This is a genomic window from Serratia myotis, from assembly GCF_027474885.1.
Taxonomy (GTDB): domain Bacteria; phylum Pseudomonadota; class Gammaproteobacteria; order Enterobacterales; family Enterobacteriaceae; genus Serratia; species Serratia proteamaculans.
The window spans coordinates 2,942,900-2,963,694 of record NZ_CP099707.1 but is presented as its reverse complement, the minus strand read 5'-3'; the positions used below and the strand labels follow the sequence as shown (position 1 = coordinate 2,963,694).

General features: G+C 52.0%; 16 protein-coding genes and 5 pseudogenes. 5 read left to right on the top strand and 16 right to left on the bottom strand.

Annotated features, from left to right (window positions below; all coding sequences use genetic code 11):
• Window positions 1–4: 4 nt before the first annotated feature.
• Entirely contained in the window at window positions 5–295 is a 291-nt protein-coding gene (locus tag NHG65_RS14000; protein WP_261424037.1) for an AzlD family protein, read from the bottom strand.
• Entirely contained in the window at window positions 292–1,029 is a 738-nt protein-coding gene (locus tag NHG65_RS13995; RefSeq protein WP_261424036.1) for an AzlC family ABC transporter permease, read from the bottom strand. The genes NHG65_RS14000 and NHG65_RS13995 overlap by 4 nt, the downstream gene beginning before the upstream one ends.
• Window positions 1,030–1,608: 579 nt before the next feature.
• On the opposite strand from NHG65_RS13995, the pseudogene NHG65_RS13990 reads away from it, so the two are divergent.
• From NHG65_RS13990 to NHG65_RS13980, 3 genes and pseudogenes are all read left to right on the top strand, one after another.
• Window positions 1,609–2,706 (top strand): annotated as a pseudogene (locus NHG65_RS13990) (IS3 family transposase).
• A 502-nt stretch (window positions 2,707–3,208) separates the two neighbouring features.
• On the top strand, window positions 3,209–3,874 hold the full coding sequence (locus NHG65_RS13985; protein WP_499182319.1) for a hypothetical protein: 666 nt from the start codon (window positions 3,209–3,211) through the stop codon (window positions 3,872–3,874).
• 300 nt (window positions 3,875–4,174) lie between these two features.
• On the top strand, window positions 4,175–6,853 hold the full coding sequence (locus NHG65_RS13980) for an AAA family ATPase (RefSeq protein ID WP_499182318.1): 2,679 nt from the start codon (window positions 4,175–4,177) through the stop codon (window positions 6,851–6,853).
• Window positions 6,854–6,891: 38 nt separating this feature from the next.
• Here the strand turns inward: NHG65_RS13980 and NHG65_RS13975 are convergent.
• The 10 genes and pseudogenes from NHG65_RS13975 to NHG65_RS13930 all read right to left on the bottom strand — a co-directional run.
• A pseudogene (locus NHG65_RS13975) lies at window positions 6,892–7,215 on the bottom strand (transposase zinc-binding domain-containing protein); the annotation flags it as partial.
• A gap of 226 nt (window positions 7,216–7,441) precedes the next feature.
• Window positions 7,442–7,762 (bottom strand): annotated as a pseudogene (locus tag NHG65_RS13970) (integrase core domain-containing protein); the annotation flags it as partial.
• Window positions 7,747–7,860 (bottom strand): transposase, encoded by a 114-nt coding sequence (locus tag NHG65_RS13965; protein ID WP_499182317.1) that lies wholly within the window; start codon window positions 7,858–7,860, stop codon window positions 7,747–7,749. The pseudogene NHG65_RS13970 and the gene NHG65_RS13965, both read right to left, overlap by 16 nt.
• A 260-nt stretch (window positions 7,861–8,120) precedes the next feature.
• Complete coding sequence (locus tag NHG65_RS13960) at window positions 8,121–8,585, bottom strand: hypothetical protein (RefSeq protein WP_261424030.1); 465 nt, start codon at window positions 8,583–8,585, stop codon at window positions 8,121–8,123.
• Window positions 8,566–10,605 (bottom strand): hypothetical protein, encoded by a 2,040-nt coding sequence (locus NHG65_RS13955; protein WP_499182316.1) that lies wholly within the window; start codon window positions 10,603–10,605, stop codon window positions 8,566–8,568. The genes NHG65_RS13960 and NHG65_RS13955 overlap by 20 nt, the downstream gene beginning before the upstream one ends.
• Complete coding sequence (locus NHG65_RS13950; protein ID WP_261424028.1) at window positions 10,605–12,332, bottom strand: site-specific integrase; 1,728 nt, start codon at window positions 12,330–12,332, stop codon at window positions 10,605–10,607. Before NHG65_RS13950 ends, NHG65_RS13955 begins: the two co-directional genes overlap by 1 nt.
• The gene (locus NHG65_RS13945) at window positions 12,325–13,614 is read right to left on the bottom strand and encodes a site-specific integrase (RefSeq protein WP_499182315.1); all 1,290 of its coding nucleotides are present in this window, start codon (window positions 13,612–13,614) and stop codon (window positions 12,325–12,327) included. Before NHG65_RS13945 ends, NHG65_RS13950 begins: the two co-directional genes overlap by 8 nt.
• Window positions 13,615–13,687: 73 nt before the next feature.
• Window positions 13,688–13,996 (bottom strand): annotated as a pseudogene (locus tag NHG65_RS13940) (Y-family DNA polymerase); the annotation flags it as partial.
• Window positions 13,996–14,352 (bottom strand): translesion error-prone DNA polymerase V autoproteolytic subunit, encoded by a 357-nt coding sequence (gene umuD, locus NHG65_RS13935; protein ID WP_499183483.1) that lies wholly within the window; start codon window positions 14,350–14,352, stop codon window positions 13,996–13,998. The gene umuD and the pseudogene NHG65_RS13940, both read right to left, overlap by 1 nt.
• 367 nt (window positions 14,353–14,719) lie before the next feature.
• Entirely contained in the window at window positions 14,720–15,127 is a 408-nt protein-coding gene (locus tag NHG65_RS13930) for a RidA family protein (RefSeq protein WP_413501840.1), read from the bottom strand.
• A 144-nt stretch (window positions 15,128–15,271) separates the two neighbouring features.
• On the opposite strand from NHG65_RS13930, the gene NHG65_RS13925 reads away from it, so the two are divergent.
• Entirely contained in the window at window positions 15,272–15,877 is a 606-nt protein-coding gene (locus NHG65_RS13925) for a TetR/AcrR family transcriptional regulator (protein WP_099062909.1), read from the top strand.
• 161 nt (window positions 15,878–16,038) lie between these two features.
• Here NHG65_RS13925 and NHG65_RS13920 read toward each other — a convergent pair.
• Window positions 16,039–16,266 (bottom strand): annotated as a pseudogene (locus NHG65_RS13920) (hypothetical protein); the annotation flags it as partial.
• Between the two features lie 117 nt (window positions 16,267–16,383).
• Here NHG65_RS13920 and psrA point away from each other — a divergent pair.
• On the top strand, window positions 16,384–17,283 hold the full coding sequence (psrA, locus tag NHG65_RS13915) for an L-proline-binding transcription factor PsrA (protein WP_219016368.1): 900 nt from the start codon (window positions 16,384–16,386) through the stop codon (window positions 17,281–17,283).
• Here psrA and NHG65_RS13910 read toward each other — a convergent pair.
• From NHG65_RS13910 to NHG65_RS13900, 3 genes are all read right to left on the bottom strand, one after another.
• Window positions 17,258–18,064, bottom strand: a complete 807-nt coding sequence (locus tag NHG65_RS13910) for a substrate-binding domain-containing protein (RefSeq protein ID WP_499182314.1) — start codon at window positions 18,062–18,064, stop codon at window positions 17,258–17,260. The two genes, psrA and NHG65_RS13910, sit on opposite strands and share 26 nt — an antisense overlap.
• A gap of 15 nt (window positions 18,065–18,079) precedes the next feature.
• Window positions 18,080–19,375: an MFS transporter gene (locus NHG65_RS13905; protein WP_099062913.1), complete on the bottom strand. Its 1,296-nt coding sequence runs from the start codon at window positions 19,373–19,375 to the stop codon at window positions 18,080–18,082.
• 344 nt (window positions 19,376–19,719) lie between these two features.
• The gene (locus tag NHG65_RS13900) at window positions 19,720–20,613 is read right to left on the bottom strand and encodes an oxidoreductase (protein ID WP_499183482.1); all 894 of its coding nucleotides are present in this window, start codon (window positions 20,611–20,613) and stop codon (window positions 19,720–19,722) included.
• Window positions 20,614–20,795: the final 182 nt, after the last annotated feature.

Below are 20,795 nucleotides of genomic sequence, written 5' to 3'. Positions count from 1 at the left end.
CTGTTCAAAGCAGGTGACGTAATAAAGCCGTAGCAACCACGCTGATTATCACCACGGGCAGGAGCGTTAATCGCATCGCTGCAAGCAGTGATATTGCAAGCGCCAACTGGTCAGCCAGATTTGCGGTTACGAAATGAGGGGCAATCACGGTAATCAATACACAGCCGGGGGCCGCTTCCATAACCGCCTCTGTCCGGGAGCTGAGCTTTCGGTTTTTTAGAACGAGGTAGCCGGCAATGCGCGTGAAATAAGTCGTCACGGCCATAAGAAGAATGGTCAGAAGAGTGAGGCTCATGAGACTTTCCGGTTCATCAGACAAATAGCTGCAATGCCGGTGATGGCACCCACAGGCACATATGCAGCGCCGGGCACGAGGCGATAGGTCACCCCTGCACAGATGAGGCTGACCAGCCAGGGCAGCGCTGAGCGATAGCCTTTCCACATCCCCTTCAGCAGTACGAAAAACACGGCAGGAAAAGCCATATCAAATCCCCACCGAGTGATATCCCCCAGAACCGGTCCCAGCAACACGCCCATCCCGGTTGAAAACACCCACGTCAGCCAAAGCGAGAGGGCTGTCCCCGTGTAAAAGCCCAGATGAAAAGCCGGGGCATGACCTCTCTCCCGCCGGACTCTGGCATCGGCGAGTGCCATTGCCCAGCTTTCATCACACATAAAAAAAAGCGCCAGCAGGGCCTTTCCCGGAGGAAGGTGAGATAAGCAGGGCGCAAAGGATGCCCCCATCAGCAGATGCCGGCTATTGACGAGCAGGCTTACCAGCACGATGGTCAGGACCTGCGGTGGAGAGGTCCAGAGTGCGAGAGCAGCAAACTCTGAACCTCCACCAAAGTTAAGCCCGGTCATGAGCATCAAACTCTGAACGTCAAAGCCTTTCTGAGCAGCCTGCGCCCCGAGGAGAAGGCCAAATGGCAGAAAGCCGAGGACAACCGGCAAGGCTGCAAGAGTGCCCCGCCAGGCTTCGGCAGAAAAAGAAGATGGATACAAAATCCGTGATTCAGTGGTGGACATAAGCGGTCTCCGTTAAGGCCGCTTATTTTATGGCTTTTAATCCGGTAGAAGATTGCAATTAAATTTAATTAATGATGTTTTTTGAAATAAAGTTGCTAATTAATGTCATATGTTGACATTAAATTGCTCACATTGCAGGGGGCTGTTATGTGTCTGCATTTGTGTTTTTATTATATACGGATACGCCTTGTGGCGTTCATTAGGGGCCCGCTTGGAAAACGGAAAATATCCTTCGGTAAGCCTTTTTTATGCAGGTCTGGCATGCAGCTTTGAGCGTAATATAGACTTTCATACCCTGAAATTTTCAGGGTATGAACTTACTGGTTACGAATATTGAGCGAGAATCATGCGATGATCATCACTTTTCTTTCGAGCCAGTAAGTGCTCCATGTTCGCGCGTGACGACATCAATATCAGTAACCGCAATCCCCAACGTATCGAGTAATGGTGCAATATCAGCATCCCAGTTCAATGGCTGGCACTTTAATTCACAGTCCCAATGTCGTTCTGACCTGCTCCCCGTTGATTAGTACACCCCGATGTTAGTAATGTCTTCATAAGCCACATGAGGACATCCCCATGAAGAAGCGTTTTTCCGACCAACAGATCATCAGTATTCTCCGCGAGGCCGAAGCCGGGATTTCGGCCCGTGAACTCTGCCGCAAGCACGCCATTTCCGACGCCACGTTTTACACCTGGCGTAAAAAGTATGGCGGTATGGAGGTGCCCGAGGTTAAGCGCCTGAAGTCGCTTGAGGAAGAGAACGCGCGACTCAAGAAGCTGCTGGCCGAAGCTATGCTGGATAAGGAGGCGCTTCAGGTGGCCCTGGGCCGAAAGTTCTGACGACAGACCAGAAGCGGGAAGCCGTGGTGTTGATATGTGATGCGACCGGTCTGTCGCAACGTCGTGCCTGCAGACTCACAGGGTTGTCCCTGTCGACCTGCCGCTACGAAGCGCAGCGTCCGGCGTCGAATGCGTATTTATCCGGAAGTATCACCGAACTGGCACTGGAGCGCAGGCGTTTTGGCTATCGTCGCATCTGGCAGCTGCTGCGCCGTGAAGGGCTTCATGTTAATCACAAGCGCGTGTACCGGCTTTATCATTTCAGTGGCCTTGGCGTAAAACGCAAACGACGTCGCAAAGGGCTGGCGACAGAACGTCTGCCACTGCTCCGACCTGCGGCGCCCAATCTGACCTGGTCGATGGATTTCGTCATGGACGCGCTGGCCACCGGTCGCAGGATCAAGTACCTGACCTGCGTGGATGACTTCACGAAGGAGTGCCTGACGGTCACTGTTGCCTTTGGAATTTCAGGCGTACAGGTCACGCGTATTCTGGACAGCATTGTGCTGTTTCGCGGCTATCCGGCTACGATAAGAACCGAGCAGGGCCCGGAATTTACCTGCCGCGCTAGACCAATGGGCCTTTGAGCATGAGCCCGGCAAGCCGACACAGAACGGATTTATTGAGAGTTTTAATGGACGCTTTCGCGATGAATGCCTGAATGAATACTGGTTCAATGATATCAATCATGCCAGGAAAACTATCAGTGAATGGCGTCAGGATTATAACGAATGTCGCCCGCATTCCACGCTGAATTATCAGACGCCGTCAGAATTTGCGGCGGACTGGATAAAGGGTAATTCTGAGAGAGAAGGATCCGACATTACTAACTGAGCCTTGTATCTAATCCTGGGGCAGGCCAATGCCTAGCGGCAGGACTACAACGAGTTCAGGCCCCATTCATTACTGAATTATCAGACGCTTTCAAAGTTTGCTGCAAGGTGGTGAAACGGCAAGTTTGGACGTAAACAAACCGGCATTACTAACTGACGTTAATATATAATTCTGGGGGCAGGCCACAGCAGCTATCCTCTCAATAATACCGTCAATGTACAGATAGAACTCGATAAGTGGAACATCCCAACCTACTACTTATTAAATAATCATATTCATCTACAGAAATCACTATGAAATCAAGCGTGATTTAATTGATTAACGGTACGTTCACCAACCAGAGTAGGCTACCTCGATTACTACAAGTCGGAGGTTTAATCATATTCATGACACATTTAAGCTTTACACTCGAATAATGTCTAAAGTATATTAATCAGAATGAAATCTTGATAGAATAATGAAAGGTTTCCTTTCAGAAACATATGCTCGCTCAAGGGGTTCTATGTCTCATCAACACAAACGTTGTCCTTTTGTCTCGCTTTCCCGGCGTAACCGTCGAAAAAAAGCAATAAAAATCAAAAACCTAATTTATAAGGAAAGACATCGTTGCGGGGGGGTATTCTATGACGAAAGTGACTTTACTCAGTTTGACGAAGAACCCGAACGTGTTTGGGGCTGGAGTGATATCTACTTCTCTGGGTTAGATCCCGCAGTTTTCTGGAACACAGAAATCATTACCGCGCAGGTAGCACTCGAAGATATAGTTCACTCACGTGCATTTGATGAAGCCTATATACTCCTCAATGAACAACAGCGCGAGTGTGAACTAAAAATAGAGACTTACCCTAACCATGATAATAAAGGAAAGATCGTAAGTCATACACTAATCAATAAAAAAGAATATGAGTACACTATTTTTGATGGGTTAACATTCGATAAATATGTTAAAAAACGCGAACATGAAATTGCTCGTGATACCCCCCCTATTATTTACCCTTGTTATCGATACCTTCCCCACTACGTTTATGGATTAGGATTAAGAATGATTGTCGATGTACCCTCACTCAACCGGAAGATAATTGAAGATACAATTATTGATTTTCGATTACGTGGTGAGCGTGAATGGTACTCACCTAAACCAGTATTGTTCGCTACCCCTGGGATGTAATATTTGGGTGAATTACCACGGATTTAACAGACACCTCAGAGTCATTTTGGACAATCCCCCTGGTAGACGATCCTGCCCTATAGTTTGGACTACCAGCACCACCGTTATGCAAATTCGTAGGGTGGTGATCAGAAAGGTAGAACACAACGAAGTACCTCGAAAGGGAAAACATTATTAGGTAACAGATCAATTATCACAGACAAGTTGTCCGTTGTGAATTAAGTATTGAATTCCGTGCGCCTTAGGCTTACTACTTGATATCTATTTGTTTAATCGGCTGGTCTGGAAAAGGAAATGGCTATGCTATTGTTGGACGAAATCATCGTGTGGATAAGCGGACTCCGGCCTTGGCAGCAGGAAGCTCTGCGCCGAATATTTGCCCAGCCCGAACTCATCCAAGATGATATCGAAACCATTCTACACATGGTTCGTGAGCAAGAACAGGAAGGTGCGACTCCAGGAGGCATTCGACCATTCACGCTGGATGATGTAGCAGGCGCCAGTAGAGGCAAGACTGTGCAGTTGTTGGGTGTTTCAGGGCTGGATCAAGTAAACGGCTTCCCGTCCGGTCGTGGCTTTGACCTCGCACCGGAAGGCATGACCATTCTCTTTGGTCATAACGGGGCCGGCAAGTCCGGTTACGCCCGAGTCTTCAAGAATGCCTGCAAAGCCCGGCATCGAATGGAGGTCCTGCCCAATGCTTTTGCGGCAACTCCAGTCCAGTCGCCATCAGCAGACTTCACAATTCTAGTGGACGGCATTCCGGAAACCACTCGCTGGGTCCAAAACGGGCCGGCCCATCCGCATTTGAGTTCAGTATCGGTCTATGACGTGGCATGTGCTAACGACTACATCGACGCGGAAGGAACGCCAACATTTCAGCCCTACGGACTAACTCACCTGACACGCTTAGTCTTACTTCAGCGTGATTTACAGGCCCGGATTGGGGCTGAACGCAATACCTTGATTTTGGATACTCAACAATTCGAATCGCTGAAGGGTAATACCGAAGTCGGCCACTATATCTCCAATTTAGGGAGGGATTCAGACCGCACTGTGCTTACTCGATTGGGGACAATTAGTGAAGAGGAACTTCGGCGGCTGGAGTTTCTGAAGCGGACATTACTGGAGAGCGATCCTGCGCCGCAGGCTCTGGCTTTGGAACGACTGGCGGCACGCCTGGATCAAGCGCAACGCCGGGTTGAGGCAATCCAGTACTGGGTGAATGACTATGCTATAGCACGGGTAAAGGAACTGATCACTGCGGAGAAAACTGCGAACCTCGCTATGCAGCTGGCACAAGAACGTCTTAGAGGTCGAGACGTCATAGAACCATTGGTAATGCCTTCGCACATCACCACTCTGCTAGAGGGCACAGGAGCTGAACTCTGGCAAGCGATGTACCGAACTGCTGAAGCCTTCTCCCGGCAGGCAGCATACCCTGAACATTCCTTTCCGCATCTGGAGCCGGATGCTTACTGCGTACTATGCCAACAACCCTATTCAACGGATGCCTCTGAGCGTATGTGGCGTTTCGCAGCATTTGTCGCCGACAGCGCTACGGCAGATGCGCAAACCGCTGCCCTTGCACGCAGGGAGGCTCTAGAGAAAGTGCAGGCTATCGATTTGAACGTTCTTGATGCGCCGACGCTAGCTGACGTGGCGGAACGCCTGCCTGATTTACATTCTGCCATTACCGCAGCGGTATCAGTCTGGACCGCTCGGCACACTTGGGCCCGTGAAACACTAGAAACTGGAAACTGTTCCTCAGAGTCTGTACCGCTTCCTATCGAAGCGAACCTTGATAACCTCTTTACTACCAAAGCTACTTCGCTGCGAGTCGACGCCAATACCCTACGGACATCTGCCGATCCCGCGATACGCTTGACGCTGACCCAAGAACTCGCAGAGCTGGAAGCACGGCAACGTCTTACTAGCCAGTTGCACACGGTGGAGCGCTTCATTCAGGACAGTCAGGTCCATGCCACATTGAGCCGCTGCCATTCCGCCCTCAACCCAGCGGCCGTATCACGCAAACTGACGACCTTAGCAGCGACGCATGTAACCGAGACTTTGGCTGCTTCCATGAATACTGAGTTGAAAGCCTTGGGCTATAAGCGACGGGTGCAACCCGACCTAAGTGGACGCACGGAACTGGGGGTGACCAAGGTCACACTGCGCTTACAAGACATCACGGCAAAAGCTTCCAGGGTGATGTCCGAGGGAGAGCAGCGCACTTTGGGGATGGCCATGTTCCTCGCCGAACTCGAATCCTTGTCACACACCTCGACCGCTATTTTTGACGATCCATCCACCTCGCTGGACCACATATATCGTCGAGCTATCGCTCGGCGTTTGGTGACGCTGGCTGAGACCCGCCAGGTACTGATATTTACCCATGATGCAGTGTTCCTGACCGAACTTGCCATGGCGCTTCAGCGCGCTGAATGCTCGGCCAATTATAAAACCATCGGCTGGGACGAGTCGCCGGGACTGGTGAGCGAGGGGCTGACATGGGCGACGATGGACACCAAAACCCGTCTTGCTGATCTAGAAAACCGTGCGAAAGCGCTGAACGTTCCAACCGGCAGCGACCCAGGTGATGAACTTGAGCGACAAATTGCATCAGGGTACTCAAGCCTAAGAGGTACTGTCGAACGTGCCATCCGCGAGGTCTTTCTAAACAATACGGTCCAGCCGTTTAGTGATGTAGTGAGCGTAGAAGCATTTGGCGCTGTCATTGGCCATCCGGTAGATGAGTGGGAGAAGTTGCTGGTAGTGTATGCTCGGGCCTGCGAGGCCACCGAGGCTCACGACACTCCTAGTGAGCGACAATTACCACTTCCCGCACGCGAGGAGTTGCTCGACGATATCGCTCTGGTCCTAGAATTAATCAGGAATGCAGCTAAACGCAGAACCGCCTACGAGAATCTACGACGGGAGCGAACCGCACAGCGTAAGAAGCTCTTTGGTGGCTAGCCGACTTTTTACGAGTTTAGTTTGATGAAACGTAACGACCACAGCAGGTGGGGCATGGTAAAGGTGATGTGTTGCCAGTCGGGGAGGATGTGCTGCTGTTCGGCGCTCCACTGCTCGGTGGCTTTGAGGCCACAACTGCTGCAGGCTTTGGACTTGCAGGTCTGGCAGAAGAATCGGGCGTGGGTGCAGTTTGGCGAGGCGCAACAGTAGCGGCGAACGCCCATGGCACAGGTGCCGCAGGCGAGCATGCGCTCGACGGTGAGTTTGGTCCAGTCGCTGAGCGTATCGCCATGTTTATCCAGGTACTGACTCCAGCCATCATCATGCTGAAACAGCAACTTTGCCGGTCGGGGAATATACATGGCGCAGAGTCTACAGGGTGGCAAAAGGAAGGAAAAGGGCGCGGATGCAAGCCGGCTCACGCCAGCGGCGTGCTAATTTATGCGTGTGTGTCAACGCGACGGTGGAGGATATGCTACCGATCGAGCCTACCGAACATCAGCCGGCGCCGATGTTGATGTGCGGCAGAGACTTAAAGACGGTTGAGGCTGCAAAGCAGCCGTGCTCGCACCGCAGGTGCGCTACGTTCTAAGCACACCCGTTTTGGTTCCACACACTTTTTGAGATTTCCGGCTCTTCAGCCATCAGCCGGTATTCTTTCGGTGTCAGGTTATTCAGGGATTCATGAGGTCGCTCACAGTTGTATTCATTCAGCCAGCGACCTGTTATCTCCCACGCTTCATTCAGTGTTCTGAACAGATCAAAATCCAATATTTCTGTACGGTAAGTCCGGTTAAACCGCTCGATGAACGCGTTCTGTGTCGGCTTGCCCGGCTTAATAAATTCCAGCAACATACCGTGTTCTTCGGCCCATTGCGCCAGAGCCAGTGATATCAGTTCTGGCCCGTTATGCCCGCTTCGCGGCAGACATCCTTGACGGAGCGTCCGGTTTCGACGGACTTCAGAACGGCAATGTTCTGGTGCTCAGTGAATCGGGCTTTCCGCATAGTGATCTCCTCAAAAGACATATTCAGTATGTCGGAAAATCGCTAAAAGTGAATGGTTCGTTTCGCAGGGATACTTACACTCTGAGTCGAGCACCGGCCTAAGAAGCTAATGCACTACTGTTGTATGCCTCAGTCTAGATGGTGGTATTCTCGGTAGGCATAGTAGGGACAACTCAGAGCACGAATGGCAGACATGCAGACATGCAGACATGCAGACCAATATGCTTGTGAATTCTTTCGAGCATTGTGCGTTTTTCGACTCAAAGTCTTTTGTAGCCTTGAGGGGCAATGGACAAAACATTCGAATCTGGCAGTTGCCTTTCTAACTCGGCAATACGGTCATACAGTTCAAGAATAGTAGCGTCAGCTTCACTTAGCAGGCTGGCAAGGTGGTCCCGCTGCTGCTCGATTGCCTCAATTCGCTCCCGAAACCCACGATTCTTTTTGCGGGCTAATAAGCTGACCTGACGCACGGATAGTGGGAGTTTCTCTGCATGCGATTCTACATAGGTTTGGATTTCGGCAATGAGTAGGGGGAAGCGTGTTTTCTTCAATGCGGAGGGATCTCTGTCTGCCTCTTTAGCCACATTGTTCTGACTGACAGGTGTCCCCTTAGGCAGTCGTTCGGGTTTGTTGCTTTTTAGGCGCTCGAACGCGGCACGGTACTGCTCACCAGCCCCTATACGCTTGGCCGAATCAGTAGGATCATGTTTTCCGAATGACATGGCGATAGTTCTCCACACTACGTTTCTGGGCTTCCAATGCAGTTCTCAGCGGGCTGTCTACATTGGCAGCGGCCAATCTCTCGTCCAGCACGGCTTCCAATGCTTCGACTTCGTCGAGTTGCCCGGAGTCATACAGCACGTCCGCACACGGTTTTGGTTCTGTAGAAGAGTCACCTCCACCACAGCGGGCTATGTTGTCGATACCACCATAGGGGCAAAGAGTTCGACTGGTGCAGATGCCTAGCAAAATGGGCCGATAAGCCACGATACCCTTCTTGGCCAGATTGATCACTTTCTTGGCCTCTGCGGCCGAAATTAATCGGACAATATCGGCTTTCCGTTTCTCTCCGTGGGGGCTGATGAACCGGTTGCTCGTCAATTGTTGCAGTTGCCGACCTAACGTCTCGTACATGGTGAGAACATAGTAACCATGAGCTTTTTCTTCCATTCGTACCCGTGAATGGTTTTGCCCATAATAGAGGCTCATCGCTCTGGCGACATGCTTCAGTTGAAACTGCAATGAGGCGTTACTGACCAAACCTGATGCCTGCATATTGACTGCGCCCGTTCGCCGCAGCTGGTGCCAGGCCAACGGCCAGATTTTACCCACCCTGTACTCGTCGGCCAATGTTGGTGTCACCAATCGCGCCAATTCAAAATCTTCTGACGTAATGCGCAATTGTTCGGGATCGAACAGTTTGTCAAATGATCGGACTACGTTGGAATAGCTCGGAATCGACGGGCGAAGTGTGCGGTTAATCGTGGTAAATTTCGTTCCCCAAGGCTCAAGTTTGTAATCACACAAATAGCGGCTGGACGAGTCTGTTGACTCATACTCCACTCCAGGGGGAAAGCCACATTCTGCGCGGAGGTCTGCGATCCTGCGCATAGCCTCAACAGCCACGCTGACAGACGGAGAGGTTACCCATAATGCTTCAGCATCTGACATTGTTTTGGTTGTTCGCCCGCGCAATACATGGATATCGCCAAATTGCGGGTCGCGTTCAATGTGCAAACAATCAGTACGCAGGTTCCATGCCTCTTCGACTCGCATGAGACTGAAATTCAGTAGATAGCTCAGCCCTGCGCGACTCACGAGGTTCAGGTAGCGGCTTAATGTTTGAATTCTAACTTCATTGACATTCACGCCCAGCCAGCGATTAAATAGACCTACTATGCCAAACCGATGCGCGGTATCGATAAAAGGGCCGTAGTACTTTTGTCCGGTCAACATTCCATTTGTTCCATCCGATGGCCACTGAAAGGGATAGAACGATTGTGGTCTGGTTTGTCCCTGGAGATTGGCGGCGTTATGCCTATAGGCAGCCAGACAGAAACGGAAGCACCCCTCGATTTGGTCTCGATGTGCCAAAAAATCATCCAGGCATTCGTGCAGGCGTGTAACCTGATAATGCCAAATGCGGGGAGGGATATAGGGAGTTTGGCGTTTTTGGTGGTCGGGTACGCCCGCTGCAAGGTGTGCCAGCCCTGCACGATCCAACAAGGTAAAACCCAGTACATCCCGCCGCTCATACAGCTCGTGTAGCAAAGCTAAAAGCTCTTCTGCCCGAGAAGCCTGTAGTATGTTCGGGAGACGATCCGCCACGCGCGGAAACTGACTCAGCTCGGATGCCAAGATGCCTTTTTGAGAACACAAAACGAATAGTTTACGTATCTGATCGAAGCGGGTTTTTAGGCCTCGGTATCCACGGGCACAATTGGGGCCGTACAGCCACCAACCGATAACGATCCGTAGTAAATCGGCGTTGGCAGGATCAATCGCGGCGACATATTTCTTTGTTGGGCCATCGCCGAAATTAAGAGTAACTGGTTTTCCCGCCCACGGGTCAAGCCGCCAAATCGCATCTCCCCAACGACTCACCACCCGACCAGCGGCGTCAAGAATGACCGGCCAATCAGGTTGGGGGGGCCAGCACGGCGGACGATAATTCAGTGCGTCAGGCACGGCTAGGGATGAGTCGATTCCGAGGCAAAGTTCGGAAAGAATATTTTTCGTCATTATGATTTTTGTCGCAGCTCTGCCAATCGGATGAAGCCATCCCAGGCCGGGTGGTAACTCCCCTCACGTATACGTGCTCTCGCCTCTTCGACCCAAAGCCTGCGAATCTCGCTACTTTCTTCGAAAAAACGCAGTTTGGCCGTCAGCCGATCAATAACCAACAGGGCCGGATGTTCTGCCGTCAGATGCTGACCTAAAGTGGGTGGTCGGTAGCGTGCCAACTCAAGTGATTTGAGATGGCGCAAGCTATCGAGAGACCACACATGATCTTCACTTTCTATATCCCGGTGCTGGGTGCAAAACAAGCAACCGGCAGCATTTATGCAGTCGGGGTTCGGAGCATTCTTCGGCATCGTAACCACTGATTCAGGCGCGACCGATACACACCTACCTGGCGCAGGAGGTGAAAGGGACGGATCGGTCTGCTGATGGAAGCGCGTAATCTCCATCATAGCGGTCTGCGGATGGGGATCGGCATATACGCGTACCAGCGTTTCCATTGTGTGTTGAGCCAACTCCGCAACTTGATGTGGGTTCCGAGACTCTCGAAGCAGCCAATTGATACGTATCCCTCGCAGTTTTCGCGGTCTCACAATCGGCATCCGAAGCTCGCGGCAGATGCGCATAACATTCGTGAACTGCGTTGCCTCTTCCTGAATTCGCCCCCCGCAGCGTATAAGTGGAAAGAGCAGACCATCCGGCTCATCGGGAAACCATGCAAAACGCCATTCGAGATAGCGCTTGAACCACTCTCGATAGCCGGCAAAGATCTCGAACAGCACTTCTCCTTCACGTCGATTTTTGTAAGTACGTACCTGGTAGCCGCCCGAGTGGCTGGTGTAATGAAATTGTTCGACCCGTAAAGTATGGGCTTGTTGTAGGTTCAGTCCGGTTTGAGCAATGAACATCAGCAACTCACTCTCGATGCGTAAGTTAACAAGGGGGGAACGGGTTCGCAGTGTTCGATCCTCTTCCCTGGCAACACGCGCTGATCGCAACGCTTCGACTTGTGCCGGTGCTTGAGGTTTGGTAAGCCGCGCCGCTATTTTATCCGGGCAGGGCAGTCCAGACCATAGCTTCAGTACTTGACCTGTACGCAATCGGATGCAGACCGGTAATGCCCCTACCGTTGCCGCCAGGGTCAGAGCATTGCATACGTCAGCCAGGACATGCCCGAATGCGAAAGTATTTTGCAGATCCTGCTTGTCTGCTTTGCTCGTATGCACCTTACCTTTACCACGCGGCTTGCGAATACGCGTACTCTTGCTCAGACTCGCCTGGCGATCCAACACTCGGTCAAGCATCGTCGCCGTGAGCCTAGAGAGATCGTATAGAGTCCCTTCACTGAGGCTGCGCTCAATTCGATAACGGTGCAGCAAATGCTCGGTCCAACGGATGAAGGTATCGGCTACCGTTTCGAGATTGAGGTTACCGCCTTCTAAATCGCACCAGGCAAAGAAATTCCGCAACACACCTATCTTATTCTGCGCCGAGAAGCGGCTTCCGCCGCCAGCAAGATCGCCAGCTACATGTTCATGTAACCGTGTCACCAGTTCGATACGTTCTGTCAAGGGAGCACCGAGGTCACCTTGGACGATCAGACGAGCCACATACTTTACCTTTGCCGCTGCACCTCCGCGAAACAGTAGAGGCCGAAGGTCCCAGGGAGTTTCAGTGATTCCATACTCAAGCATCGGGAAAGTGAGATCGATATTGGAACTACCCATTCTGCCGTCCCTCCAAGCTGATTCCGCTAAATGCCACCATAAATCGATGAGAGAGGGCTTGTTTGAGCGGCAGTGCTTGCACAAACCGAATGTACCTGAAGGTGGTGGCCTCAGAGTTAGGGGCATGGAGAAGCGCATCGCTGACGATTGCAATTGCGAGTGCAGCATCGGCACAAGTGGAGAGAGCCAAACGCGCCAACTCAGTACCGAAGGTACAACGCGACTGATGGAAGCGAAACCTGCGGAGCATCTGTAATCCTGCCTTGACTCCCCGATTTCGAAAGCTCGACATCTCGACATTCACCGCTGATGACTGATCGGTGCCACGTCTACCGTAGGCGTTTCCAAAGCGGGTCAAGAATAGTAGATTACGATTCTCGGGCGAGGCTTTCATCGTTCGCTCCATTCGCCGCCAGCCCCTGGCGTATTCCAGCAACTTATCGCACAAGGCTTCAGGTATCCAAATCTGGCCGGTCACGCCGAACTTCGTATGTACTGTCGGAGCTGCGCCCGGACCCACTGCAAGTCGTAGCAACCCTTCAGCAGAGGGGTCGGGGACGGCATGCTCAAGAGTCTGAACCTTGAGATCACATATGCTGCCGAGCCGCATCCCGGTAAAAAAACCAAGAGCCAACATAAGATAGAGCTCAGGCGTGGCGTTTTCGGCAGCGAAATCCAAGATGGCATCACGATCCGTCGCCGATACAGGCAACAGCCCATCCTCTAAGGTCTGACCAAGTCGTTTGCGATTCGGAATGCTGAGGTCGGTTGCGGTTCCGTTTATCGTTCGTTCAAACCCCACTTGGTCAAAGAATTTGACGACGTAGGGCTTCTTGCGCCACAGGGGGACATGTGGCGCAAGAAGCTCTCTGCTCCTCACCCACCGGTAGAACATGATGCAATTGCGCATATACTCAGACGCAGTGGAGGGGCTGATCTGACCCGCATTACGCATCTTGATCAACGCTCCGCGGTATAGCACTAGACAACGGTCGGCTTTTCGGGCAGGAAACTCCAACCAATGCAACCCACGCGACTCAAGGAACTCGGCATAATTCAAAAGTCCATTCATGTTGCTGACAACAGTCTTCAGAGAAGTTTCACCAGTCGTTGATCGCTCCACAGCCCACAGGTTTGCCTCTCTCCATGGAGTACACCCCGCCCAGAAAATCTGAGGTAAGCCTTCGATAGGTGGCCGACTATTACTGACCGAATAAGTTACGCCACTTTCTTTACGTTCGAGATTGTGGGGCACGAAATGAATGTGCTCTAGTGTCGCCATATCAGCCCCTTAAGACCTTTACAAATGTCCATAGATCGGACTTCATTGCTTGGGTGACCACACTATACAACTTACTCTTATCTATGGAGTAAATTTCGACTCGTGGTGCCATCTCTTCGAACACGGCCATCACTCGCATCGACATATCGGCATACAGCTCGTAATTGCTGCTGAATGCGATACCGCCGGCACGCTCAAAATCGCGCTTTATTTTGAAATAGGGCGCGCCGGTTTTCAGGCCCAGAGCCTTTGCCTCTTTGCTTCGCGCTACCACACAGCCGTCATTGTTAGACAGAACAACCACCGGTCGACCACGCAGATCCGGACGCCACAGCGTTTCGCAACTCGCATAGAAGCTGTTTACATCGGCCAGGGCGTACATTATTTCAGCCTGGTGATGGTTGATACCACCACGCCGACGATGCTCGGATCATCGCCGCCATCCCGCAGCGGTATCGGCCGGAAGTTCGGATTCATTGGTTCAAGCTGTTTGACAGGACGCAGGCAGAGACGTTTAACCGTAAACTCGCCTGCGATGCTGGCGATCACGATATCGCCGTGACAGGCGCCAATGCTTCGGTCGACAACCAACAGGGATCCGTCGGTGATCCCGGCTTCGCTCATGCTTTCCCCAGAGGCGATCAAAAAGTAGGTCGCCGACGGATGGCTTATGCAGTATTCGTTGAGGTCGATCCGCGCGTGTATATAGTCTTGCGCAGGATTCCCAAATGCACTCATTCTAGCCATATATTGTCAATCCTGGAGAAAATACAGCTGCTTTTGATTGACCACAGTAGTGCTGCTCGAAGCCTTATACATGATTTACTGCCCTATTAATTGACTGTGTTTATATACAGTATTATAGGTGTGGGGAATGAATCAAGACGGTTTTTAGACGGCGCTCCGAATGTTTTGAATTTTGGGGAATTTAGTTCACAGCGGCTTGCATGGTCTAATCTTCTGCAAACGGTGCCCAGGCTTCCGGCTGAATGCTACAGCTTTGCATCCACGGTGCCAGAGCAGACGTTATGTCGGTTCTGAAACAAAGCTTTTCATGGTGACGTCCTCATCCCGTTGATGAAGACGTCACTAACATTACGGTCTGTCAACCTGCGGAGGTTGATGTTGGAATTCGGGCAATGACCTTAATTTCAAAATCGAATCCCGCAAGCCAGGTAACGCCAACGGCTGTCCAGTTCGGGTAAGGGGGCTGCGGGAAAATGGACTGTTTCACCTGCATGATCGTCGGAAACTGATTTTCCGGGTCAGTATGAAAGGTGGTGACATCAATCAGGTCGTCAAACGTACAACCCGCTGCTGCAAGAGTCGCTGCCAGGTTATCAAACGCAAGTTGCACCTGCGCGGCAAAATCCGGCTCCGGCGTACCGTCGGCGCGGCTGCCAACCTGACCGGAAACGAACAACATATCGCCAGAACGGATCGCGGCGGAATAACCGTGCTCTTCGTAGAGAGCATGGCGATTAGCAGGAAAAACAGGTTCACGCTGGATCATGGAATTTCCTTTCTTGAGTCAATGTGTGATGCGGGATGCGCGGTATGCAAAATTGATTTAATATACGCAGCGTATGTTGAATTAATCACACATACGCCGCGTATGTCAAATGACATTCGTTACGTCTGTCAAAAAGGAGATCGTATGGCCGCCAAACGCCGCGCCGAAACAATGGAAGAGAACCGCGCCAAATTGATTACGGCAGCGCGGAAATCCTTTGCCGAAAGGGGTTTTGCTGCCGTATCAATGGATGAATTAACCGCCAGCGTTGGCCTGACACGCGGGGCGCTATACCACAACTTTGGTGATAAAAAGGGGCTGCTTGCCGCTGTTGTTGCTCAAGTAGATGGTGAAATGGCACAACGAGCCAAAGCCGCCGCCGCGAATGCCGGTGACGACTGGGAAAGGCTGCTGGCTGAAGGGATTGCCTACATTAAGATGGCGCTGGACACAGAAGTAAGGCGCATCGTTCTGCTTGATGGTCCGGCTTTCCTTGGGGATCCGGCACAATGGCCCAGCCAGAATAGTTGCCTCGAATCCACCCGCCAGACTGTCATAAAGTTGATCGAACGCGGCGTACTTAAATCGGTTGACGCGGATGCCGCTGCACATCTGTTAAACAGTGCCGCGCTGAATTCCGCACTTTGGATTGCTGCGAGCGACGATCCGCAACGGGCGCTGCCAAAAATTATTGAAGTGTTTACTCAACTGGCAAGCGGCTTACGGAATAGTTCCAATAAACTGCGATGAGACGTTTATATGGTGCAGTGAGCCAAGACCTTATAGTTCATGCGCGTAATTGCATTTGATTTGACCGTCAGCCAGAAGTGGAAGTTACGAACAGTTAAGTATGTTAATCAAGCGTGAGCAGGTCATCTATACAGCTTCTTCGGGGTAAGTTCGGGGAAGCTTTATGTTTTTGGGCAGCCCGTGACTTGCGGGTAATTGCGACATACCAGATTGAGTTTGTTTTTCGGCTCGAAACCTTTATCCAGCATGCATCGCTGAACATTAGCGGCTTTGAGCAGCGTCGGCACGTAAGGCACCGAGCCCAAAGGTTGCGGATAACCGCATTGATACATCACCGCCAGTGCTTGTTTATCGTTTTCAACTTCATGAGAAAAATGCAGCGAGGCCCCCACTAGTAGCGCGCCGGTGGCGAATGTCGGTCAGTCTTTAAGGGTTGCCGTTGTCCAATATGCGGCTATCATCTTTTCTTTAAGCCCTCGCTACCCTTGAAAGGATTGTCTGCCGCTATGCCCGTGAATTTCGATCTCAACGATCTTTATGCTTTCCGAGCCCTGGTTGAATACGGTAATTTTCGGCTCGCCGCGGAGTCCATTTGCCTTTCGCAGTCGGCATTGAGCCGCAGGATAGAGAAGCTGGAATCCGCGCTGGGTATCAAGTTGTTCGACAGAACGACCCGGCGCGTCACGTTGACACTCTATGGGCAGACTTTCGCTGAGCGTTCAGATCAGCTCCTGGCGAATGTTGAGTTGGTATTAGCGGATATCAATAAGGTCAGCCAGGACCGCGTAGGGCTGGTCACCGTCGCTACGGTGCCCTCGGCGGCCTACTATTTCATGCCCGATGTGATTCGCCGTTTCCAGGCCCGCTATCCACGGGTACGCGTTAAGCTTATCGACAGCAGCGCGGGTAATGTTATTGAAGCGGTTGCCAGTGGTCAGGCTGACTTTGGCATCTGTTTTGCGAGAAACCTGCAATCCAATATCGAATTTCTGCCGTTGGTGGAGGATGTCTACGTGGCTGCCTGCAGGCGCGATCATCCCATCGCCAGTAAAAAAAACCTGACCTGGCGCGAGTTTTATCAGCAGGATTATGTGGGGCTGGATAAGACCTCAGGTAACCGCAATCTGTTGGATAAGATGCTGGAACACATCATTCCTGAGCGCCCCAGTCTCTGCGAAACCCGCCATGTGACGACCATGCTGGGCATGGTTGAAGCGGGAGTCGGCATTGCCGCCGTGCCCGCTATGTCGATGCCGACGTCAGAGCATTCAGTGCTGACCCACTTGCCGCTGACTGACCCGGTGGTGAAGCGCACGGTTGGCCTGATCAGGCGCAGTGGGCGCATGCAGTCCTACGTTGCCGCCGAGTTGGAAAAGTTAATCACTGAACAGTATCACGCTGTTTAACCGGCAATTCAGCCTTAACGGATCTCATTCCAGTGGCGCGAATGGTGTTTTTCGCCTCGGCGGAAGACAGAAAGTCCAGTAGCGCTTTGCCTTCCTGGCGATGTTCTGCTTTAGCAGTGACCGCGCCGGCAAAACGAGTAATGTACTGTACATTTTCAGGCAGTTCGCCAATAAAGGTTACGCCCGGCACGGGAAGCAGTTCGCTCACCTGCTGGAAACCTACAGCATATTTCCCTTTCGCCACCTCGGATGCCACCGGAATGCGCTCAATCATATGCGCCTTCTCTTTCATCTGGTCCTCAATACCCAGTTTTTTGAACAGTTGGCTGCTGACATAGCGGCCGCTGGCACTGTCCGAATAAGCGATAGATTTGGCCTGCAGTAGGGTATTGCGCAGGTCCGCCTCCTTTTTGATATTGGGTTTGGGGTCACCTTGTTTGACCACCATACCAATCGAGGAGTCGGCTAACTCCATTCGCGAACCCGGCTGCAGCCAATTATCCTTTTCCAGACTTTTCAGCGCATCACCTACCATAATCACCACATCCGCGTTTTCTCCGCGCGCCAGGCGTGCCGGGATCGCCTGAGGGGTCTTACCCATAGAGGGACCGGATACCAAAATGATAGTGTCGCCGCTCTTTGCTTCAAATTGTGGCGCCAGTTTTTCCAGCGCGGCTTTGAACCCGCCTGAAATCATGACGGTCACTTCTTTGGCCGAGACTCCCGTGCTGACAGACGAAATCACCAGCGCAGCGAGGAGTGAACGATAAATTTTTTGCATGACGTAATCCCTGATTTAACGTGCGGTTTGTAGTGATAACGGGCTGCGACGGTACAGATAAAGCGTCGCCAGTAATGCACATATTGCAGCAAAGCTCATCCAGTAACCGGGTGAGGCCTTATCGCCGGTGTACTCAATCAGTGCGGTAGAAATAACCGGCGTAAATCCGCCAAAAACAGCGGTTGCCAGACTGTAGGCCAACGAGAAACCGGCAACCCGGACCTCTATCGGCATGATCTCCGTTAACGCCGGGATCATGGCACCGTTGTAAAGGCCGTAGAGGAAGGACAGCCACAACAGCACCGCCAGCATCATGGAAAAGCTGGGGGCTTCAGCAAGCAGGCTAAGCGCCGGATACGCAGTGACCAGGGCCAGCAACGCCATGGTAACCAGGACAGGCTTACGGCCAAAACGGTCCGACAGGGCGCCGCCTACCGGTAGCCAGAGGAAATTGGATATCGCAACCAGCAAGGTCACCAGCAGGCTGTCTGATGCGCTGAGCATCAGCACTTTTTTGCCGAAGGTCGGTGCATATACAGTGATCAGATAAAACGCGGTGGTGGTCATGGCGACCATCAACATGCCGGCGATAACCACCTGCCAGTTTGCTAAAAGGGTTTTAAACACGTCGCGCATCGCCAGGTGGTTGCGGCGGGCGGTGAACTCTTCGGTCTCTTCCAGTTTGCGACGCAGGAAAAAGATGAAAGGAACAATCAGGCAGCCGAACAGGAAAGGCAGACGCCAGCCCCATTCGCGAATGGCGCTTTCTTCCATGACGGCATTCAGTGCGAAGCCCATGGCAGCCGCCACCATAATGGCCACTTGCTGGCTGCCAGATTGCCAACTGGTGTAAAAACCTTTACGGCCCGGCGTGGCAATCTCAGCCAGGTACACGGAAACGCCGCCCAGCTCAGCACCCGCTGAGAAGCCTTGTAATAAACGACCACCCAGCACCAACAACGGTGCCCAGAGCCCGATGGCTTGATAAGAGGGGATGAGGACAATCAGGAAAGTACCCGCGGCCATGATCGACAGGGTCACAATCAGCCCTTTACGTCTGCCGACTTTATCAATGTACGCACCCAGCACGATTGCACCGATAGGACGCATCAAAAAACCCGCGCCAAAGACCGCAAAGGTCATCATCAGCGAGGCAAATTCACTGCTGGCCGGAAAGAATGTATGGGCGATGTAGGTGGCATAAAATCCGAACAGGAAAAAATCAAATTGCTCCAAAAAGTTGCCAGAGGTCACACGCAGTATCGCGCTGGTTCTTGCCCTAATCGTCATGGGTGCGTTAGAGGAATGCATCTTTATCTCCAGTTTGTCATTGACGCTTTTACCGCGTCTGTTGCTGCAGACTGGAGCAGGAAAATGAAGTAAATAAGCGCAATAAACTCATGGGCCGATGCGTTTGGCGCATGAATCCCGGTTAACAATTGGTTGCGACAGGCTGTAACGGGCCATTAACAAGATTGCCTTGTGCAACCTTGTTCGTTACAGGCTAAAAACTTCATGCGCGTTTTGTGACAAGGTTCATATAAGGCGAAGGGGCACAAAATGCCGAAATGGGGACAGTCCAGAAGGTCGGAAAACAACTCAAAAACCTCGTCATCTGGATAGGTCACTGCGACATGATAGTTTTCACCAGCGAATCAACCTGGCCCCTCGCTGCCCGCCGCCAGTAGCGGTACCAGGATATCGCTAATCGGGGTAGGAATACCTTGTGAGTGGCCATAGCGCTGCACGACGCCGTTGCGTATTTCCCATTCCAGCGGGCGGTTAGCCTGGCGGTCGGCAAGAATGGAGGTACCTAAGTCCGCAGGCGCACGATGAAAACCGTCAACGATCTCTTGCGGAACGTTATCGTTAAGTACCGCACCTTCGGCGCGTGCGACAGTCAGGCATTCATGCAGATAAGCCAGTGCCAGCTTCGTGATATCCCCGCGTGAGAACATCCCCGCACGGCGGTTTGCAAGAACCATCAGACCCGCGACCGCGTTCTGCAATAGTTTATGCCAGGCGACCGAAAGGAAATCGGATGACAGCTCAACAGTGCAGCGGGTACCGCTGAGTGCATCAGCGACCCGTTTTGCCTGCGGTACATCCGGCAGTGTCAAACGCGGTTTGGCCCGCAGGTAGACAGAATAGTCTGACTCCCGCTGCGCCGGGAACCATACGACCGAAGGTAGTACCGTTGCTCTGTTAACATAGGGTTCCAACAGTGTTTTCTGTTCGACGCCGTTTTGCAGCGCACACACGACGGTGTTTTCATCACATAACGCGGCAAGCCAGCCGGCGCTCTCAACCACCTGGGTAGTTTTCACCGCAACAAAGACCAGATCGAACGGACGGGGCCGGGTTGGTGGCTTGCTCAACACAGGACCTGGAACCACCACTTCACCCTCATCGTGACGTAGAATTAATTGCGGGTGTGCGGTGCGCCCGCAAAGCAGCGGTGTGCGGCCAACTTCGTGCAGTGCAGCGGCGATAGTCGTCCCAATCGCACCGGGACCAATCAGAGCAATAGTAGGGGGGAGGTTACGCATCATCCTGTTCCTGTTAATGAGCTAATGTTCATAACACGATATGCCAGCGTCTTTGCAAAAGATACGTCAGCAGAGAGATAAGTAAAGCAACCCAACAAGTGATGTTCGCGCCATATTGTATTGAGGTAGTTAGTTTAAAAAATGTATGTCTCTGAGAAATTAATTTCACGCTAACCATAACT

Excerpts from the sequence above, each read along its gene's own strand:
- NHG65_RS14000 (WP_261424037.1), bottom strand. The coding sequence starts at position 295 with ATGAGCCTCACTCTTCTGACCATTCTTCTTATGGCCGTGACGACTTAT.
- NHG65_RS13995 (WP_261424036.1), bottom strand. The coding sequence starts at position 1,029 with ATGTCCACCACTGAATCACGGATTTTGTATCCATCTTCTTTTTCTGCC.
- NHG65_RS13985 (WP_499182319.1), top strand. The coding sequence starts at position 3,209 with ATGTCTCATCAACACAAACGTTGTCCTTTTGTCTCGCTTTCCCGGCGT.
- NHG65_RS13980 (WP_499182318.1), top strand. The coding sequence starts at position 4,175 with ATGCTATTGTTGGACGAAATCATCGTGTGGATAAGCGGACTCCGGCCT.
- NHG65_RS13965 (WP_499182317.1), bottom strand. The coding sequence starts at position 7,860 with ATGCGGAAAGCCCGATTCACTGAGCACCAGAACATTGCCGTTCTGAAG.
- NHG65_RS13960 (WP_261424030.1), bottom strand. The coding sequence starts at position 8,585 with ATGTCATTCGGAAAACATGATCCTACTGATTCGGCCAAGCGTATAGGG.
- NHG65_RS13955 (WP_499182316.1), bottom strand. The coding sequence starts at position 10,605 with ATGACGAAAAATATTCTTTCCGAACTTTGCCTCGGAATCGACTCATCC.
- NHG65_RS13950 (WP_261424028.1), bottom strand. The coding sequence starts at position 12,332 with ATGGGTAGTTCCAATATCGATCTCACTTTCCCGATGCTTGAGTATGGA.
- NHG65_RS13945 (WP_499182315.1), bottom strand. The coding sequence starts at position 13,614 with ATGGCGACACTAGAGCACATTCATTTCGTGCCCCACAATCTCGAACGT.
- umuD (WP_499183483.1), bottom strand. The coding sequence starts at position 14,352 with ATGAGTGCATTTGGGAATCCTGCGCAAGACTATATACACGCGCGGATC.
- NHG65_RS13930 (WP_413501840.1), bottom strand. The coding sequence starts at position 15,127 with ATGATCCAGCGTGAACCTGTTTTTCCTGCTAATCGCCATGCTCTCTAC.
- NHG65_RS13925 (WP_099062909.1), top strand. The coding sequence starts at position 15,272 with ATGGCCGCCAAACGCCGCGCCGAAACAATGGAAGAGAACCGCGCCAAA.
- psrA (WP_219016368.1), top strand. The coding sequence starts at position 16,384 with ATGCCCGTGAATTTCGATCTCAACGATCTTTATGCTTTCCGAGCCCTG.
- NHG65_RS13910 (WP_499182314.1), bottom strand. The coding sequence starts at position 18,064 with ATGCAAAAAATTTATCGTTCACTCCTCGCTGCGCTGGTGATTTCGTCT.
- NHG65_RS13905 (WP_099062913.1), bottom strand. The coding sequence starts at position 19,375 with ATGCATTCCTCTAACGCACCCATGACGATTAGGGCAAGAACCAGCGCG.
- NHG65_RS13900 (WP_499183482.1), bottom strand. The coding sequence starts at position 20,613 with ATGCGTAACCTCCCCCCTACTATTGCTCTGATTGGTCCCGGTGCGATT.